This window comes from Leminorella grimontii, from assembly GCF_039789245.1.
In the GTDB taxonomy this organism is placed as follows: domain Bacteria; phylum Pseudomonadota; class Gammaproteobacteria; order Enterobacterales; family Enterobacteriaceae; genus Leminorella; species Leminorella grimontii.
Genome location: NZ_CP146357.1, coordinates 3,365,145 through 3,382,633, shown reverse-complemented (window position 1 = coordinate 3,382,633; position 17,489 = coordinate 3,365,145). Strand labels below are relative to the sequence as shown.

Annotated in this window: 20 protein-coding genes; 19 read left to right on the top strand and 1 reads right to left on the bottom strand. The window is 52.3% G+C overall.

The window, feature by feature from the left end; genetic code table 11:
- Nucleotides 1-68: 68 nt before the first annotated feature.
- The 19 genes from V8L73_RS15640 to V8L73_RS15550 all read left to right on the top strand — a co-directional run bounded on the left by V8L73_RS15640 (nucleotide 69) and on the right by V8L73_RS15550 (nucleotide 17,301).
- Entirely contained in the window at nucleotides 69-494 is a 426-nt protein-coding gene (locus V8L73_RS15640) for an A24 family peptidase (RefSeq protein ID WP_027274816.1), read from the top strand.
- A 74-nt stretch (nucleotides 495-568) separates the two neighbouring features.
- A complete protein-coding gene (locus tag V8L73_RS15635; protein WP_027274817.1) occupies nucleotides 569-1,384 on the top strand; it encodes an SAF domain-containing protein in 816 nt (271 codons plus the stop codon).
- Nucleotides 1,385-1,388: 4 nt separating this feature from the next.
- Nucleotides 1,389-2,750 (top strand): type II and III secretion system protein family protein, encoded by a 1,362-nt coding sequence (locus V8L73_RS15630; protein WP_309297014.1) that lies wholly within the window; start codon nucleotides 1,389-1,391, stop codon nucleotides 2,748-2,750.
- Nucleotides 2,747-3,250, top strand: coding sequence for a hypothetical protein (locus V8L73_RS15625; protein WP_027274819.1), 504 nt, complete (start codon nucleotides 2,747-2,749; stop codon nucleotides 3,248-3,250). The genes V8L73_RS15630 and V8L73_RS15625 overlap by 4 nt, the downstream gene beginning before the upstream one ends.
- A 14-nt stretch (nucleotides 3,251-3,264) precedes the next feature.
- On the top strand, nucleotides 3,265-4,407 hold the full coding sequence (locus V8L73_RS15620) for a hypothetical protein (protein ID WP_347253398.1): 1,143 nt from the start codon (nucleotides 3,265-3,267) through the stop codon (nucleotides 4,405-4,407).
- 9 nt (nucleotides 4,408-4,416) lie between these two features.
- Complete coding sequence (locus V8L73_RS15615; RefSeq protein ID WP_027274820.1) at nucleotides 4,417-5,697, top strand: CpaF family protein; 1,281 nt, start codon at nucleotides 4,417-4,419, stop codon at nucleotides 5,695-5,697.
- Nucleotides 5,694-6,575: a type II secretion system F family protein gene (locus V8L73_RS15610; RefSeq protein WP_036023952.1), complete on the top strand. Its 882-nt coding sequence runs from the start codon at nucleotides 5,694-5,696 to the stop codon at nucleotides 6,573-6,575. Before V8L73_RS15615 ends, V8L73_RS15610 begins: the two co-directional genes overlap by 4 nt.
- Nucleotides 6,575-7,408, top strand: coding sequence for a type II secretion system F family protein (locus tag V8L73_RS15605; RefSeq protein ID WP_027274822.1), 834 nt, complete (start codon nucleotides 6,575-6,577; stop codon nucleotides 7,406-7,408). The genes V8L73_RS15610 and V8L73_RS15605 overlap by 1 nt, the downstream gene beginning before the upstream one ends.
- Nucleotides 7,401-8,150 carry a tetratricopeptide repeat protein gene (locus V8L73_RS15600; RefSeq protein WP_027274823.1) on the top strand — a complete coding sequence of 250 codons (750 nt, stop codon included), beginning with the start codon at nucleotides 7,401-7,403 and terminating at the stop codon, nucleotides 8,148-8,150. The genes V8L73_RS15605 and V8L73_RS15600 overlap by 8 nt, the downstream gene beginning before the upstream one ends.
- Complete coding sequence (locus tag V8L73_RS15595; protein ID WP_245614598.1) at nucleotides 8,147-8,641, top strand: TadE/TadG family type IV pilus assembly protein; 495 nt, start codon at nucleotides 8,147-8,149, stop codon at nucleotides 8,639-8,641. The genes V8L73_RS15600 and V8L73_RS15595 overlap by 4 nt, the downstream gene beginning before the upstream one ends.
- Entirely contained in the window at nucleotides 8,604-9,191 is a 588-nt protein-coding gene (gene tadF, locus V8L73_RS15590; RefSeq protein ID WP_027274825.1) for a tight adherence pilus pseudopilin TadF, read from the top strand. The genes V8L73_RS15595 and tadF overlap by 38 nt, the downstream gene beginning before the upstream one ends.
- Nucleotides 9,192-9,200: 9 nt before the next feature.
- On the top strand, nucleotides 9,201-9,581 hold the full coding sequence (locus V8L73_RS15585) for a hypothetical protein (protein WP_347253397.1): 381 nt from the start codon (nucleotides 9,201-9,203) through the stop codon (nucleotides 9,579-9,581).
- Nucleotides 9,563-10,843: a TadE/TadG family type IV pilus assembly protein gene (locus tag V8L73_RS15580; protein ID WP_347253396.1), complete on the top strand. Its 1,281-nt coding sequence runs from the start codon at nucleotides 9,563-9,565 to the stop codon at nucleotides 10,841-10,843. The genes V8L73_RS15585 and V8L73_RS15580 overlap by 19 nt, the downstream gene beginning before the upstream one ends.
- Before the next feature lie 441 nt (nucleotides 10,844-11,284).
- Nucleotides 11,285-11,869: a hypothetical protein gene (locus V8L73_RS15575; RefSeq protein WP_027274828.1), complete on the top strand. Its 585-nt coding sequence runs from the start codon at nucleotides 11,285-11,287 to the stop codon at nucleotides 11,867-11,869.
- A gap of 64 nt (nucleotides 11,870-11,933) precedes the next feature.
- Nucleotides 11,934-12,437 (top strand): hypothetical protein, encoded by a 504-nt coding sequence (locus V8L73_RS15570; protein WP_027274829.1) that lies wholly within the window; start codon nucleotides 11,934-11,936, stop codon nucleotides 12,435-12,437.
- Between the two features lie 66 nt (nucleotides 12,438-12,503).
- Nucleotides 12,504-15,062, top strand: a complete 2,559-nt coding sequence (locus tag V8L73_RS15565; RefSeq protein WP_347253395.1) for a TcfC E-set like domain-containing protein — start codon at nucleotides 12,504-12,506, stop codon at nucleotides 15,060-15,062.
- Nucleotides 15,049-15,738: a hypothetical protein gene (locus V8L73_RS15560; RefSeq protein ID WP_027274831.1), complete on the top strand. Its 690-nt coding sequence runs from the start codon at nucleotides 15,049-15,051 to the stop codon at nucleotides 15,736-15,738. Before V8L73_RS15565 ends, V8L73_RS15560 begins: the two co-directional genes overlap by 14 nt.
- Before the next feature lie 3 nt (nucleotides 15,739-15,741).
- Nucleotides 15,742-16,755 carry a hypothetical protein gene (locus V8L73_RS15555; protein ID WP_134389187.1) on the top strand — a complete coding sequence of 338 codons (1,014 nt, stop codon included), beginning with the start codon at nucleotides 15,742-15,744 and terminating at the stop codon, nucleotides 16,753-16,755.
- Between the two features lie 30 nt (nucleotides 16,756-16,785).
- The gene (locus V8L73_RS15550) at nucleotides 16,786-17,301 is read left to right on the top strand and encodes a hypothetical protein (RefSeq protein WP_027274833.1); all 516 of its coding nucleotides are present in this window, start codon (nucleotides 16,786-16,788) and stop codon (nucleotides 17,299-17,301) included.
- On the opposite strand, the gene V8L73_RS15545 is transcribed toward V8L73_RS15550, so the two are convergent.
- Nucleotides 17,291-17,446 carry a hypothetical protein gene (locus tag V8L73_RS15545; RefSeq protein ID WP_347253394.1) on the bottom strand — a complete coding sequence of 52 codons (156 nt, stop codon included), beginning with the start codon at nucleotides 17,444-17,446 and terminating at the stop codon, nucleotides 17,291-17,293. The genes V8L73_RS15550 and V8L73_RS15545 overlap by 11 nt on opposite strands.
- Between the last annotated feature and the right edge of the window lie 43 nt (nucleotides 17,447-17,489).

The following is a 17,489-nucleotide window of genomic DNA, read 5'->3' as shown; positions in this document are numbered from 1 at the left end:
GTCGACTTTTAAGAACGTTGCTCTGGATGAGAAATTGACTTTTTATCCATAAAATAATAAGAGTTAATATGGAATTTATTATTACTGGCTTGATGACTGTTATTTTTTTGTCCTTATTGTGGATAGTCTATACGGATATTAGATATAGGATTATCAGTAATAGGGCCGTTGTTATTATTTTCTTTTTATCTCTTCTGTTAGGATTTTCTCGCGACGGAACGGTTAACTATTTTCTCGCGCTTTTCTTTCTGCTGTCCGGATTCATTCTTTTTTATTTCAACGTCGTTGGCGCCGGGGATGTCAAGCTTATTTCGGCGCTTTCGCTTTCTTTAACGTTTGACAGTGCCTGGCTTTTTTTATGGTTTACGGCCGTATTGGGCGGGCTGATCGCCCTCTTTGGACTTCTTTTTTTTCACAAATCAATTCGCCGTTTGGGGGTGCCCTACGGCCCGGCCATTGCCGGAGGTTTTCTTTTAATTTTATTTACCCACTGAACGGATCTTAATCACTTTCAATTGAGTAACAGCAAGTATCACCTGCTCTTAAAAATAAAGGGAGTTTCTTATCAGTGAACCATAAAACGATGTTTTTCATTTCATTAGTCGTCATCGCGGTCGGGATCGTCGGCATGATTGTGCGCAGCGGCGACGCCCCTGACGTGAAGGAAGCGCCGCCGCAGACGGCGGATAGTCCGCGTTCTCAGCAGAAAACGATTACGCTGGCGACGGCGCGCGTCGATCTTCCTAGTGGCCACGTTCTTGGTGCTGAAGACTATGAAATTAATGAGATAACGGTAGACGAAAAGAGCGATCTTGTTCGTTTAGATGTTTCATCGTTAAACGCGGACTCGCTGCGCGGCTTTTTGCTTAACGGCTCGGTGAAAGCGGGGAGTTATTTACCGGCGCCTATGTTGGAAAGCCCCAATACCGTGGGGTTTGCGCTTAACAGCCTGCGAAGCAATGAAACAATTTATCAGTATCCGGTAAAGGCCGTTAATGGCTATCTGCTTGATTCTATTCGAGGTGGCGACAAAGTCTCGCTCTATTTACGCATGCTGGAAGTGCCAAAAGACAAGCGGATTAAGTCTAACGTGGGCGTGGAATCCAGTACTGATGCCGGAGGGAAAAGCGGCAAATACGTTCTTAGCCGTCTGATTTCTCCTTTGACCGTATTGAAGGTTCAGCGGCGGGAAGCCAGCCAGAGCGACGACGTAGTTGGCTACCTTCAGCTTAAGGCCAATACGCATGATTTAGAACTTATTTATACCGTTGAGAAAGTGGGAGATCTGTTGATATTGCCGGTAGGCGGCGGTACTGAGACGGGCAAAATCGAGCTGGACTCTCTATTGCCTCAATTAAAAACAATAAAAGAGATCAGAGGGTGACATCGTGGTGAGAGAAAACGTTAAGCGGTTTTGGCTGTATGTCCCTCTGCTCTTGTCAGCGCTGTTCGTTGCCAAGGCGCAGGCCTATGACGTCTATTTAGAACCCGGTGAATCTCGGTTGATCAAGACGCAGGAGAGCATTGACAGCGTATTTATCTCTTCGGCGGATATTGCCGACTATGAGCTGGTCAGCGAAAACGATTTGGTTTTGTACGCGCGTAAAGAGGGACGTGCGGACCTCAGCGTGTTTGATAAGACCGGCCGGCCGGTAGTTCAGGTTTCTATTGTCGTTAACGGCCTGCTCGGTAACGTGGATAAAACGATCCGCACGGAGTTTCCCGACAGCAACGTGAGCATACAGCGCTCTGGGAAGACTTATTTAATTACCGGACAGGCGCCGAACGAAGAGGCCCGCGAGCGCATTTACCAGATTGTCGGCGAAGGCGTCGGGGCGGAGAGAAACGAAGTTAAAAAAACGGTGAAGAAGTTGGGCGATAGCGACAGCGGCTCCGGCGGCGAAAGCGAAAGTCCGTCGACGTTCCTTACCGAAGTTACCTACAAGGGCGTGATTAACAAGCTCAGGCTGCCCGTTACCAACCAGGTCAACGTCAAGCTGTCTATCGTTGAGGTCACTAAGGAATTTACTGACAACGTTGGCATTGATTGGAGCACCGTGGGGCAAAGCGCCGGCACTTTCCGCTTCGTTAAATTCGACGCGGATTCGTTAACCAACCTGGTGCACGCGATTCGAAATGATTCTATTGCCAGAGTTCTGGCCGAGCCGAACCTTTCGGTGCTGTCGGGAGAGACGGCAGATTTTCTGGTTGGTGGCGAAATTCCGATTGTTACCAGCTCCCAAAACGGTACTAACGTTCAATATAAAGAGTTCGGCATCAAGCTCAACATCGGCGCCAAGGTCAACGATACGCGCCGTATCCGCCTGACGTTGGGCGAAGAGGTCAGCAGCGTTGACAACGTTTATAACACGGACGCCGGCGACTCGTTTCCCTCTTTGAAAACGCGCCGCGCCAGAACGACGGTAGAACTGGGGGACGGCGAGAGCTTTTTGCTTGGGGGGCTTATCAACCTTTCGGAAAAAGAGTCGCTGGCGCGTTTACCCTACATTGGCGATATCCCCATCCTGGGGGCGTTTTTCCGCAATGCTAAAACCGAACGAAACCGCACCGAGCTGATGGTGGTGGCGACCGTTAACCTGGTCAAGCCGCTCTCTTCTCAGGATATTAGCTTCCCTGGGTTTATTCGAACCAGCACTACGGAGCGTTTCTTCAATTTCAGCGCGCTGGGCGAAAGCCGAAGCAAAAAGCGGGCGGTGGACTTTCTTGGTAAAGGAGGATTCATTCGATGAAATTTTCGACTGCATTACTTTTGCCCATTCTTCTTTTTCTCTGTTCAAGCGCCGGGGCGAACGATGCGTATCAGAGAGATAAAAACAGCTACTCCAGCGCAGAAATCGAAACGCAGACGTTCTCACTGGAAGGCAATAACAGTATTGATAGAGAAATACTGGTAGGAAAAGTGCTTGGCGCCGTCCGCGACGACAGGGGAAGCCGCGTTCGCATTGCCTGGTCTAAGCGTGAAGCGAAGGATGAAGCTGACGCCGTCAGGCAGGCGCTGATAGTCAGCGGCGTTGCGCCCTATACCGTAACTATCCTTCAGGAGAAGGGCGGCTTCAGCCTGAGCGAACGCGCAAGCCTGACGGTAACGGTGGAGAGAGTGCGACTGCGGGAGCGCAACTGCCGCTATAACGCACAAAACTATCGCTATCGAGACAATGACTCTCTTGGTTGTGCGCTGAACAACAGCTTACGTAAGAGCTTGGTTAATCCAATGGAATTTATATTTTAGGGAGCTTTCCCGTCATGTTGTTGACGCTGCAAAAAGACAATGCTCGCAAGAGCGACGTCCAAAGAGAGAAGTGTACCCTGGTGATATCGCCTCGCAATGCGTTGCGTATGGAAATCTGCCAGAAGCTGCGTATGGCCGGCATTTTTGGCGTTGAGGAGCGCGCTTTTAGCTTTTTTAGCCCGGAGCGCCTTGAATTGCCGGATAACCTTAGCGGTGTGGTGATAGACATTGAGAACAGCGCTGACGCGGCGAGGATCGTCGCGTCCATTTATTCAAAGATCCCCAGAGGCTGCTGGTGCGCCGTAGTGGGCGACGTCGATTCTATCGCTATGTCGCAGGCGTTTATGGCTCAGGGCGTCTCCTACTTCTATTCCGCCCTACAGCTGGATGCGCTGGTGGAGACGGCGGCCGTCGGTGCGATACAGAAAAGCCGCCGCCGTGCGGTAAATATCAGCGTATTGGGCTGCAAGGGCGGCATCGGCGCCACGCTTATTAGCTACCAGCTGGCGCGGCTGATTACGCAGGAAAAGTCGCTGCCCTTATTACTGCTGCAGGGAAATAACGGATCGTTTGATATCGATCTGATGTTGGGAAAGAAGCTGTCTCAGGACGCGGCGAGCTATGGCGAGCAGCTGTATTTTAAACGCGAAGGGGCGCTGTTTCTGCCGGACTTATCCGATGAAGAGTACCAAAAATACAACTTCGTCGTTTTTGACCAAAGCATTCACAACTGTAGCAAGGAGCAGCTGAGCGGACTGGCTGAAAGCTCCCAGTGCAGCGTGTTGGTTATCGATCACAGTGCGGCGTCGATTCGCGCCGCGCGGCGGTTTTTAGACGAGTCCGAACGCCTTTTGCGCGGGGGGACGCCCTGCGGACGGCGCAACCTGATTTGCCTGAATGAGAGTCGCCCCCCTTTGGGCGCCGCTCTGGCGCTAAGCGATCTGGAAACGCTGTTAGGGCGGCCTATTGATATCCGATTTCCTTATGTCAAAAAGGCGGGGGAAGGGTTGCTGTCGCCGCGGCTTTGGCTGCGGGGCCGTAAGCGTCCGATAGAAAAATTGATGCGCTACGTGCTGGGCATGGAAGAGTCCAGCATTGTCAAAGTCGCGCCTTTGCCGCTTTATGAGCGGCTGCGTCAAACGTTGTTGTCGAAGTAAGGAAAAGATATGGCATTGGATATCGACACTCAGGCTCTGATCCGCGATGAGACGCTCAAAAGTATCGAAGTCGATAAAATCGAGCGCCTGGTCGATCGCGACGCGCTGATTTTGGAACTGTATAACAACGTCGACAGCGTCATTGTTTCTCATAACCTGTACGTCAGCGCGGCGGAACAGAAAATGATGGTTGAATGCATCGCTGACGAGATTCTGGGCTTTGGGCCGCTGCGCGAGTTTATAGAGGACGACACGGTCAGCGATATTTTGGTCAACGGGCCGGAGTCGATTTTTATCGAGCGCAACGGCCTGCTTAATAAGACCTCGCGTCGCTTTATTAACAACGCTCAGCTAACCGACATCGCCAAGCGCCTGGTGCTGCAGGTCGGCCGCCGCATCGATGAAGGGCGGCCGATGGTGGACTCTCGCCTGCCCGACGGTAGCCGTCTGAACGTAGTTATTCCCCCCATCGCCTTGGACGGTACGTCTATTTCCATACGTAAGTTCAGCAAGCACAACAAAAGCCTGCCCGATCTGGTAGCGCTGGGCGCAATGAGCAGCGACATGGCGAACTTTTTGCTAATTGCCGCGCGCTGTCGCATCAACATCATTATTTCCGGCGGCACCGGCTCGGGCAAAACGACGCTGCTTAACGCGCTGTCGCAGTATATCAGTGAAAACGAGCGCATTCTGACGCTGGAAGATGCCGCCGAGCTCAGGCTGATGCAGCCTCACGTCGTCAGGCTGGAGACGCGGATGGCGGGCGTAGAGAACACGGGGCAGGTCTCTATGCGCGAGCTGGTGATCAACGCACTGCGTATGCGGCCGGATCGCATCATCGTCGGGGAGTGCCGGGGAGAGGAGGCGTTCGAGATGCTGCAGGCGATGAATACCGGCCACGATGGTTCTATGTCGACGCTGCACGCCAACTCGCCGAGAGACGCAATCGCGCGTTTGGAAAGTATGGTGATGATGTCCGGCATGAACATTCCCATTACGGCCATTCGTCGCAATATCGCATCGGCGGTTAACCTGATTGTGCAGGTTTCTCGTCTGAACGACGGTTCCCGCAAGGTGATGAACATCAGCGAAATTATGGGCATCGAAGGCGACAACGTCATATTGCAGGACATCTTTACTTTTCAAACGAAAACGGAGCGTACTGATGAAGGCGGCGTTGCGGGCGAATTTAGAAATCACGGCCTGCTGATGCGCTCGGTCGTGATGAATAACGCAATAATGTTCGGCCTTGCCGGCGAACTTAAGCACCTATTCGGTATGACATCATGATAGTTCAATGGCTGATTGTCTTAGCCGGCGTGCTTATGCTGGCGCTGAACGTTTTGCAGTGGAAAAAGCGTCGGGGGATGCTTGAGGGCGTAAAAGGCGAGCGCCCGGCGCAAAACGCGCTAAGAGAAAAGGCGGGCGAGCTATGTCGTGAATGGCTCCAGTATTTTCGCGGCTACCACGACGATAAGACGGTGCGCAACCTGTCGCTGGTTTTTATTATCTTCGGCGTCGTCGCGGCCATTAACGCGTGGTGGACCCGATTTGACTGGTTTACCGTCATCACGTTGACGGTCCTGGCTACGATATGGGGCTTTTTACGGATGGGGCGCATCGAGAATCGTCGCCTGTTTGATAACGCGTTTCCCGAAGTGCTGTCCGTGGTTAACGCGGCCGTTTCTTCCGGCAGCAGTATCCACCATGCGATAGAACGCGCCGGGCAGGACGTGTCCGGCCCGCTTGGCGCAGAGTTTCACCGGATAGGGCGCCGTTTGAATCTGGGAGAGGACGCTGAAGTCGTATTTAACGACGCCTATCAGCGCTTCAAATATAAAGAGTTCTATTTTTTCATCATCGTGATGCTGGTTAGCGTGCAGCGCGGCGGTCAGCTGCGCGTTCTGATGAGTCGCCTTGCTCGCGTCGTGGCGAACAGTAAGGCGATGGAGCGCAAAAAGCTTGCTATGACGTCAGAGGCGAGAATGTCGGCCAAGATTGTCGCTGCAATACCGGTTCTGTTCTTTTTCGGCATGAAGTTTTTCTCCCCTGAGAACTTTGATTTCGTGGTAGGAGATCCCGCGGGGAGAATCATTCTCTACTACGTTTTAGCCAGTGAAGCTCTGGGGCTGGGCATTATCTGGCTGCTGGTCAGGAGGGTCACCTGATGACGATCTTCTACCTGATGCTGGTGGTGCTTGGCTGCGCGTTTATTCTGCTGCTGCTGCGCGAACGTCAGCTTATTCAACGCGTAAAGCAGGCGATTGAGGGCGATGGCGGCGAAGTCGCCAGCCCGCGCTCTTCCCGCACAGAGTATGAAAGTCTGATTATCAACAATAGTCGAATCATTCGTTTCTTTAATGAGTTGGATAAGAACGTCGGCCATAAGCTGATGCTGTCGAGCGCCTCTACCCTGCTGGCGTATTTAGCGGCCAAATGCGTCGATATACACATTTCTCTCGATGGCGTGGCCATCATTGCGGTTTTAATGCTGATCGTTGCAATCGTCGTACCCGCTCAGGTGCGCAACGCGATGATGAAAAGAAAGGTCGCCGCCATGATGAACGATATGCCCTACTTCATCGATCTGGTCGCCGTGTGCGTTCAGGCCGGTATGACGATTGAAAGCTCATTGGAATACGTCTCCGCCCGGTTTGGCGATATGAACGCCGACCTGGCCAAGACGCTGGATAGGGTGATTCGGCAGGCGGAGGTCAGAGGGCTTGAATCTGCGCTTAAAGAGCTTTACGCCACGCTGCCGACGCTGGAAATCAAAATGCTGTGCTCCACGCTTGGGCAAAGCGTCTACTTTGGTACATCCGTTTATGAGCAATTAATGGATTTATCTAAAGATATTAGAGATATACAGCTCCTTGGAACAGAGGAAAAAGTGGGGAAACTGTCGGCCAAAATGAGCATTCCGCTCATTCTATTGGTGATGTTTCCAATCGTCATTCTGATTGCCGCACCCGGACTATTAAGGATTTTGTCACATGTCTAAACGTCTTTTTTACTCACTGGCGCTGAGCGCCGCGATGCTGATCTGCGGCTGCGTCAATACTCAACGAATGGATGCGACGGCCGACAGCGCCAGGGAAGACATCTTGCTGAGCGCAAAAAACTACAGCGGGCTCATTGACCTTTATCGCGGATGGTTAAAGGAAAAAGAGGACCCGAAGGTGCGCTACAAGCTGGCCTATTACTACTACCTGACAGGCGACAGCGAAGCCTCTATCTCCTACCTTCAGCCGCTGATGCAAAATCCTGACGACAGCATTTATATGCTGCAGGCCAAAAATATGATTGCGCAGGCGCAGTACGACAAAGCGCTGCGCGTGACGGACATGATGCTCACGCGCAATCCGGAAAGCGGCGATGCCTACAACCTTAAGGGCATTGCCTATGCGCAAAGCGGCCGCCTGACGGAGGCCAAAGAATCCATTGAGCGCGCCAGAACGCTGTTTATTGCCGACGACGTCGCCATTAACAATTTGGCGATGGTATCGATCATCGATCGGCGCTACGACGATGCGGTTCGCCTGCTGCTTCCTCAGTATCTGCGTGGACGAAAGAGCGAGCAGCTGCTGCACAATCTGGTGTTTTCGCTGGTTAAAGTGGGCGACGTTCGCTATGCCCGCGACGTTATTGAATCGGAAAAACTTTCTGACGATGCCGACAGCATTATCGACGCGCTGGATCGCGTTGACGGCATTCCGTTGGCAAAGGGAAAGGAGAAGGGATGATGTTACTGAAAATCAATCAGTTCGTTATAAAGCGAGAGGGCGTTGCCGCGATCGAGTTCTCAATGGCGTTTTTTGGCTTCTTTATCATGGTGATGTTCGTTGCCGAGATTGTTCGGCTTGCCTATATCTCCTCGGCGGTCGATCTGGCGGTCAGCGAGTCCGCGAAGGAGGCCAAGAACGCTCAACTGCAAGGCGCTTCGAACTATGAAACGCGCTTTCGCATGCGTATGACAAATGAAGGGGGGCGGCTGTGGCATTTTCTTGCCAATAGTCAATCCGTTCAGGTTCAGGTGCAGTTCGCTAATAACGTAGCCGATCTGCTGAACGATAACTACAGCGCCGCATCGGACAACCGCCCATTAGCCCGCTATCAGGTAGCGTACGACTATAAGCCAATGTTTTTTCCATTTCCGGGCATATGGGCAAAAACCTTGTTAAAACGGGAGGTGATCTTTGTTCAGGAATACGAACGTTCAGAATTTGTGGACTAATCAGCGTGGCGCCGTTGCCGTGGAGTTCGGCCTGATAGCGCTGGTCCTGATATTTTTTATCATGTTTCTAGTGGACCTGATGCTGCAGCAGGCGCTGGTCGGCAAGCTTGACCGCGTTACCTATTCAGTAGCCGGCACGCTCAGGGAGAGGACTCAGCTTTACGGCAGCGATGAGTATCTGTCTCAGGAACAGGCCGAGCAGGCCGTTCTGCTTGCGAAAAAAACGCTGCAAAACATGCACAGCGATGCGGACTTAAGCAAGCTGTCCGCTACGGTTGAAGAGCTGCACTTCGTCGACCTTAAGCTGCTGAGTTCAGATCGTAAAGAGATATCGCGCTATAACCGCTATCACGTGGGCGCTGCGTCCTGCGAGCCTTACTCTAAGCTCGATACGTTACAGGAGCTATCCCCAAAAGGCAGCTATAACCGCTGGGTCCCGATGTATCAGGTCACGCTGTGCTTACCGTCTGCAAGCTGGTTTAAAAAGCTGACGGACTTCAACAGCGAGGGGGCTCAACAAAAATCGTTCGCTATTGTTGTGGTCAGATAGCGGATGGGCGTGAGGAGAACATGGGTTTGCTGCCTTGCCGCTGGCTGCATCAGCGCGCTGAGCGTAAACGCTGCCGCTGACCCCGATGCGCTGCTGTTTATCGACTCTTCGCGCATTGAACAGCAGCTGCTGGTTATTGAGTTCGATCGGGAGATGTCTTACAGCCCGACGCTGCAGCAGCGGCTGCACGTTCAGGTTGTGGACGTTAACCCGGATTCACGCCCGTTCAGCGGTTCTCTGGACTATGGCCGCGATCTGCATGGCGAATGGGTAGCCAGATATCGGCCGGGACGTTTGCCTTATCTGGTCTGTTTTAGAAAAGGCAAAGAGACCCATCGACAGGAGCTCCATCAGAGTAGTGAGATAAGAATATGCATAAACAAAGAGTAGTGAAACAGGACAGGCTGCGTAAAAAGAGGTCCATCAGCGACTTTGCCCGCAACGAGCGGGGCGCCATTGCCATTATGTTTGTACTTATGGGCGGTTTTTTGCTCGGCATGGCCGCATTGGGTTTTGAAGGATCGCGGTTTCTCATTGAACGCGCTCGCCTTTCCGACGCGATGGAGCAGGCTGCGCTGGCGCTGGCTGCGGAAGATAACGGAAACCAGACGCCGGAGGCCGTGGCCCGAAATCGCGTTCTTGCGACCCTCTATTTGGGGAGCTATATGCGTAACGATAAATCGGTCTCCGCTCCTGCAATCAGCGTTTCAGACGTTATCAGCGTGCCTCATAGCAACGACAGCGTTCAATACGTGGAGTATCGCCTCAACGCCGTTACCGAACACGACGCCTGGTTCTCGTCATCCTATTTCCCGAGTTTTCAATCAACGGTCTACGTGGGAGATAACGGCGCAGCGCGCAAGTATCGCGCCAATATCGACGTTGTTTTTGCGGTAGATTTTTCAAACTCAATGAATGGGGAGCTGTCCGGCGGGGGAAGTAAAGTTGAGGAACTCAAGCGCATCGTGCTGAAGCTAAGCCGCGAGCTTTATTCATACAATGTGACCAACCGCGTTGGCTTCGTGCCCTTCGACTGGGGCATTGGCAGCGGAGGGCGTTGCATCATGCCGATATCGACCAATACAAGGCTTGATGAAATCCCTGGTGCCGTTGTCGATACGTTTGAAAACTACATTGACTACGCTGAAACTCTTAACGCAATTCCCGGCGAGCCTGCTAATAGCGTCAATGCGATTGCGGTAGAACACTGGGCTTGCCTGAAATCGACTAACGCTCACGAGGTACTTTTGACCGATAGATACGATGAAATATCGCAGATAAGCGATATGGTGGCGTATGGGAATACGTTCATTAGTCCGGGTATTTTACGTGCCGCGCAGCTGCTAAGCCATAGCCGAGCGGCCAAGCGCGTTATTGTGATTGTGTCCGATGGTGAGGATCATCCCAATATTCAACCCACAATAAACCTTATTAATGGCGGGATGTGCGATAGAATTAAAGCGTCGATGGCAACCCGCTATTCGGCCGGTAAAATCGCCTTTGTCGGCGTAGGATATAAGCCTTCGACCGACTGGACTGCCTGCGTAGGGAAGAATAACTTCTTTGTCTCTGAATCAGTAGACGAATTGGAAAAAGACCTGCGGCGAGCGGTATTCGAGGAAGTTGGGCACAATACGCTTAAGGTATTTTAAATTTTGTTAAGAAGACGGATAAACGCGACGAGCGTTTATCCGTTAACGCCATAGCCGACGGCCGCTACGATAATGAAAACCCTTACACGCTTTCTTAATTTATTATAGTTGATTAGCTATATATTCCTTCCTCTCTTCAGTAAGAACAATTAAGGAAAATTGATTATATGGAATTATATTTAGCCGTTAATATTTCCATGGCGAGCGAATAAACTTATTTGCGTAATTTATATTTATGCTCATGTGATTATTTGGTTCGTATATTGGTTTTTTACAGAAATTATTTTTATTTTCCTATATGGGCTAGCGACTTTTCTCCTATAAGAGACAGTCGGTTTTAATTGCTCACTCTTTTGGTTTTTGGGAGAGGAATTAAAGCGGGGCTAGGCCTTTGCTTACACGGAAAGTTAGTATTCATTTATTTAATAGGTATTAATCGATATGAAAATTAAACAGTTAGCATTCGTCGTTGCCGGTCTGGCTTTTTCTGGCGCCGCACTGTCTGCTCCGGTAACCAACTATGACACGCGTTTCAACGTCACGGCTGAAGTTCCTGACGGCGTTCTTATCACCGATCCGGACGGAAACCCGGTTACCGAGCTGGATATTCGCCTGACTCCGGGCGGAAGCGGCCACGCATCGGCTACTAACACCATGTCGGCCGATACGCTGAAAGTTAAATCGCTGCGTCTGTGGAGCAACAACGTCTCCGATCTTAAAGTGAAGCTGACTCTGGACGATCAGTACGCGAGTACTGGCTCCCCGTTCCAGTTGAACAGCACCACCGGCGGTCAGTTGAACAAGATCCCGTTTACCGTAGCGACCATTGAAAGCGGCGCTGCCAAGCAAACGTTTGTGAACTCTGGCGACAGCAAAAACTACAACATGACGGCGGTTGGTTCCGGTGCGACGGGCCACACCGAGAAGGAAGTTGCGTTTGTGTTTGAGTCAACCAGTGCTTACAACACGTATGCTTCCGGCGGCTATAGCGGCGTTGTGTATGCCAACGTGGCCGTTGCACCCTAATAACGCTTAACTTTTATCAAGCGGTCGGGCCGGTTTCGATCGGCCCGATAGTAGAGCGATGAAAATGAATAAACGAATTTTATTGGCCCTGTTAGGCATCCACTTCTGCGCTTTTTCAGCCGGGAGGGGAACGAGTATTGACGTCACCGTTGATGCGGATATGCCGGCTAAGATCGTTATTTATTATAAGGGCGTTGACGTAACTTCCGGAGAAATTAATTTTCCTCTCTACGTTGATGCGGGCACAAGAAAATATATCAATACTTCGGATTATATTTATCTGGTTGGAAACGTAAGCCAGGCAAAAATTATTATGGAGAGCAGCCCGTTTGAATTGACTTCCAAAGATGCTCCGGACATTAAAATGCCGCTTAATGGCTATTTCACGATGAACGCTTCACAAACGAGAGCAGAAAACGAGCGCATCGTTCCGGTATTGGCGCAATTAAGTCAAGGAAGTAAAGACAACGGGTTAAAGGTGACTTTCGAATCAAAAGAGCGCGCCGATAATTATGGCGCCGGTGGCTATATAGGCCAGTTTACGATGATAGTCACGCCCATATTATAAGCGACGTCCGCAAAAGTTTGGTGTCGGCCCTGTTGCGGAGCGCAAAAACGACGGCATGGATAACACATGGACAGTAAAAATAATTTTAACCTCTATTTGGGCGTGATAGTTACGCTATTTCCCTTAACGGTTTGGCCGACGGCGACGACGCTCCCCTCCATTTCGCTACCCCAAGGGTTTGATGAAGTGTTTAACTCAGAGGCGGTCGGCATTTTGGATGTGATCGTTGCCGATGTTAACGTTGGTACTTTCGCCGTAGCTTACACCATGTCCTCCGTCACGCTGGAGGATCCGGCAAACGTTGCCGGGCGCGTTTTGTCCGCGTCGATCCCGGGCCTTATTGTCGATGAGGCCGCGCTAAGAGAGGCGCTGTCTAAACCGCTTGCGCGCGTGAATAAACTGGGATTTCCTCAGCCTTTGGTAACGGCCTACATTAATGAAAGCGAGGCGCGCCTTACGCTGGTTTTACCGGCCACCTATCTGTCGTCAAAGCTCGGCGACAAGGGCGGCAACCCGTTTATCGACTATCAAAACCGTATGGGGTTCGTCCACAGCCAGAGTCTGAACTACTTTGACGATAGCTATGGTTCTAACTTCAACCTGATGTCCAACGATACTCTTAGTTTGACCGGCAATAGCTACCTGAATGCAGACTGGAGCGTATCCCAAGGTGGAAGCACCATATTTGATGAGGCTGCCCTGTATCTTGAGGATCGGTTAGTTCGCTACAAAGTCGGTAGACAAAATATTACCAATAACCTGACGGGCAGTACGCCGTCCATGTCCTATAGCTTCATGAACCCGGTCAACTTTGACGGCGTATCGCTGGGCTATCTGTCGGACTACTACCGCAGTCGTAACGCGGGCGCATCCTCTCCCGTAACGCTTTATATGCCGACGTCCGGTACCGTCGAAATATACCGCCAGGGCAAACTGATTGATATGCAGCAGCTTGGCGCGGGCGTACAGGAGCTCAAAACCGACCGCTGGCCTACCGGAGGGTATGACATCACGCTGGTGTCAAAGCTTAGCAACGGCAGCGAAGAGCGAAAAATTCAGCCGTTTTATAAGCGCTACGGCGATTTCCGTGCCGGCAACATCGAGTATCTGGTTCAGCTCGGCCGCTATGATGGGCAAATGAGCGACATTCTCGGGCAGTGCGGCCGAGACTGCCAAAAGAACAGCAAAAAGAACGAAGTCAAAAATAACGACTTCGGCAGCCTGGCGGTTTCTTATACCACTGAAAACGCAGTGTCTCTCGGTACGGGCGTTATCAGTGACAACAGTTTGACCTACGGCAACGCCAGCGTGGATATGCCGGTTAACTTTCTGCTGCTTGAGAGGCTCTATGCCGACGGCATTTACGGCGATGCCGGTTCTTATGGCTACAGCGTCGGGGGAACGAAAACCTTCGACAACACCAGCTTCAACGTGACTTACCGCAAGAGCGTTTTTAACGGCGACGAGGAAGACTACGGCAGGTTTGGCATTATTCCTACCTATGACAGCGAGTATTTGCAGCTGAGCATGAGGACCTATCTGCCGTGGCGAATCGGCTTTGGCGTCGACTACAGCCGAGCCACTTCTTACAGCAGCGGCGGTCGTGATAATAAAGGCAAGCAGGACGCGTTCGACGTTCTGGTTAACCGCGATTTCCAACTGAGCAGAAACGTCAACCTGCGATTGGACGCTGGCTACCATACCGGGAAAGACGTCTATGACGGCGACGACAGCAAGCGCGATCATCAAATTTATAGTCAGGTTACTCTGGGCCTGATAGACAGCCGCTATAACCACTACCAGTCACTCTATTTGAAGGCGCGAAACTCCGATCGCGGCGACGATGACGGCACCTACAGCGCCGACTATGCCCTGACGCTTAACAACCCCGAATTCGATCGCGGCGGGCGCTATAACCTGTATCTCACCGCGTCGGATGAGGTTGGCGTTAACGAAAGCGTCGGCGGCAGCCTGACGGTCAATAACCGGTTTGGCTATACCTCAGTCGGCACCAATAAATCCTTTAGCAACGACCGGTACCGTCAGAGCTTTGTCACGCAGCGCAGCGGTTTTGCCATCGGTGACGGCGCGGTAGCTTACGGCACCGTGATGGACCAGAGCGCGCTGGTGGTTGACGCCACGTCACTGCCTGAAAACGAACACTTTGAACTGCGCAACAGCAACAGCGGCAGCGTAATCGTACCGGGTGGAAAGGTGACGACGGTCAGCGTTCAGCCCTACACCAAGATCGATACCAGCGCCGAGCAGGTTTTTACCGGCAGCGAAAACAACCTCTATAACGTGACGGCTAAAAACGAATCAACCCACGTGCTGCCCGGTCAGGCATATAAGGTGACGCTGAGCGCGTTGAAAAACCAAACGGTGACAGGAAGGATTTACTACAACGGCCGGCCGCTGGCTAACGCCCGAGTAGTGGGAAGTAACGGTATTTCTGATGAATCCGGCTTCTTTATCGGCGACTTCATGATGAAGGCTGAAGAGACGCTGGAAATGCTGAAGGTGCGCCTCGGCGACTCGCAGTATGAGTGCCGCGTTAACGAGGGGCAGGCTAAAAGCGTACGGGGAGTAATTCAACTTAACGGAGTCGAGTGTGAACAAATTTAACTTTCAGCCGGTGTGGCTGGCTGCCGTCTTTGCAACGTCCGCTTTTTCTGCGTCAGCAATAGAGGTCGTGCCGATTATCAAACAGATAAGAATGGATACGCCGCGGGAAAACTACATCACGATTAAGTCCTCTTTCCCCGCATCGGCGGACAAGGAGAAGTATGAGTTTGTCACGCTCGATCTGTTTCGCGTAACCAATCCGGGAGAGACGAAGGAGAAGGTTGAACGGGAGCTGGAAAAGGCAGACCCAACGCTTATTTTCTCGCCGACCAAGGTGGTTGTTCCCTACGGCGAACAGAAAAAGATCCGCGTTATGACGCTAAAACCGGTGGAAAAAGAGCAGATTTACCGCCTTCGCGTGCGCCCAAGCTATCCGGAAGACGCCATTGAACCGGGCAAGGTGCGTTTTGCTATCGGTTATGACGTGCTGATCCGCTATTTGCCAAATGGCTCTCTAAGCCAGGAGTTTAAGGTCGACTGCAAAGGCGGAAGCTACAGATTCGAGGCGCTGGGCAACAGCCGAACCGAAGTGCGTAACGTGAAAGCCGACGGCGCCGCTTACGAAGATGTCAACGTCTATCCCGGTCAGGCGAGGAGCGTGAAGGCGAGCCGCGAGTTGGCGTTTGAGGTTGATGGGAAAACCTACCGCTACGTTAACTGTTCATTGCAGGGGTGATGTATGAGAAACGATGCGAAATACGGGCTACGCCTAATATCGATAGCGCTTTTGGCTAGTGCAGTCGGACCATGCGCCAATTTTGCATCGGCGGCAGAGGCCCAGGGGCGTGGCGATGTGATCGTCAACGTGGAGAGAAACGGCGCAGGCGGCTATCGCGCGACGGTAGTAAGGGAAGGCGGTTCCAGCCCGCTAGGGCCCTCTTACTATACGGCTGCGGTTTCTGCCGGAGAGACGCTGAGCGGACAGGTATCGGCGGCAGGTCAGGGCGTTTGCCTAGGGCGATTTATTTCCGGTAACGGCGAACTCAGCGGCGTGCGGATCCCGATTGCCATGTTTAGCCAACGCCCTTACCGCTATGAGAAAAACTATCTGTGCGGCAACCCGATAAGCTTTGCCGCGCCCAGCGGCGACAGCGCCATTGGATTTGTTCTGGGCGGCAGCGCTGAGGGGGATGCGCCTGAAATCACGCTGGACGACAGGGCCGATCTCAGTCGTTATCAAGGACAGCGCGTATTGCTGGGACGAGTGCGGCTGAGCGACGCTGGCGGAGAGGTGCAGGCAAATAACGTATATCTGTCTTTCCCCCGATCGCTTAGGGGCGATACCGCGATATTGACCGCCTCGTTCATTAAGGCCGACGCGGCGACGTTTAACGAGGTCGCCACCGGGATGGACAGTAGAAAAACGGCGACGTTGGTCGTCGGTCGGACCCTCACCGCGCCGCCCGTCGTTATACCGTTCAAGCTCAGCTTCGAATCAGCGAAGGGCGCGCCGAACGCCGATTTCCGCATGTATGGCCATGAAAATGTCGACAGATATATCCCTTATTCCGTCAGCGTTAACGGCCAGACGATAGGCTATCGCGACGAGCTGCGCTACTCGCTGGGCAGTTCGCCGGGCGCGACCCAAATGATTGATATCACCTTCACGCTGCGAGGAAAAGATCTTGCAGGATTGAAGGGGGGAACGCATTTTTCCGACACGTTTACCGCCGTCGTTACGCCGGAACTGTAAACGAAAGCCACGCCAACCAAGGAAAACAGAATGAAAATAGGAAAATATCTCATCGCGCTGGCGCTGCTCGTTTCCCAGCCGCTGTCGGCCGTTGTAACGGTAAGAACCTCTATAGAAGTGACTGCAGAGATAGCCACCAGCGTACGGGTTGTTTACGACCGCAACACTGACGTTACCGAAGGCGCCGTTCAGCTTAAGCTGGAGGATAAAGACGGCTATATGCAGGGCATGACCAAAGCGTTTCACTTCATCGGTAACGCCTCTAAGGTCAGCCTTGAGCTGATTGCGCCTGCGGGCGGCGGTTTAACCAAAACCGACGATCCGGCCGTCATCATGCCACTGGGCGCCTACTGGCGCTTTAGCCAAACCGGAGGGGACAGCAGCACGGGATTTAGCGCTGAAGCGTCGGTCTATCCGACGATCTCCGATATTCCCTCCGACACTTCCGGCGTTTATATCCGCTTTGTTTCGGCGCGAAAGACGGAAACTTATGGATTAGGCACCTATAAAGGCACCTACGTGCTGAACGTAAAGCCTAAAAGCTAAGCGGAGTGTCCGGCTTGTCTTTCTCTTTGAGCGTCGGCTTTGGCCGGCGCTCTGTGCATTTGGGGGCGCAAGTGTTCGAAAGGGTAGGCAGCGACGCGACGGCGAAGCCGATTACGTTAGCGCGAAAGAAAGAGAGCGTCATCATGATAACCTCCAGTCGTAGCAGGCGGGTGCGAGGCCGCTGTCAG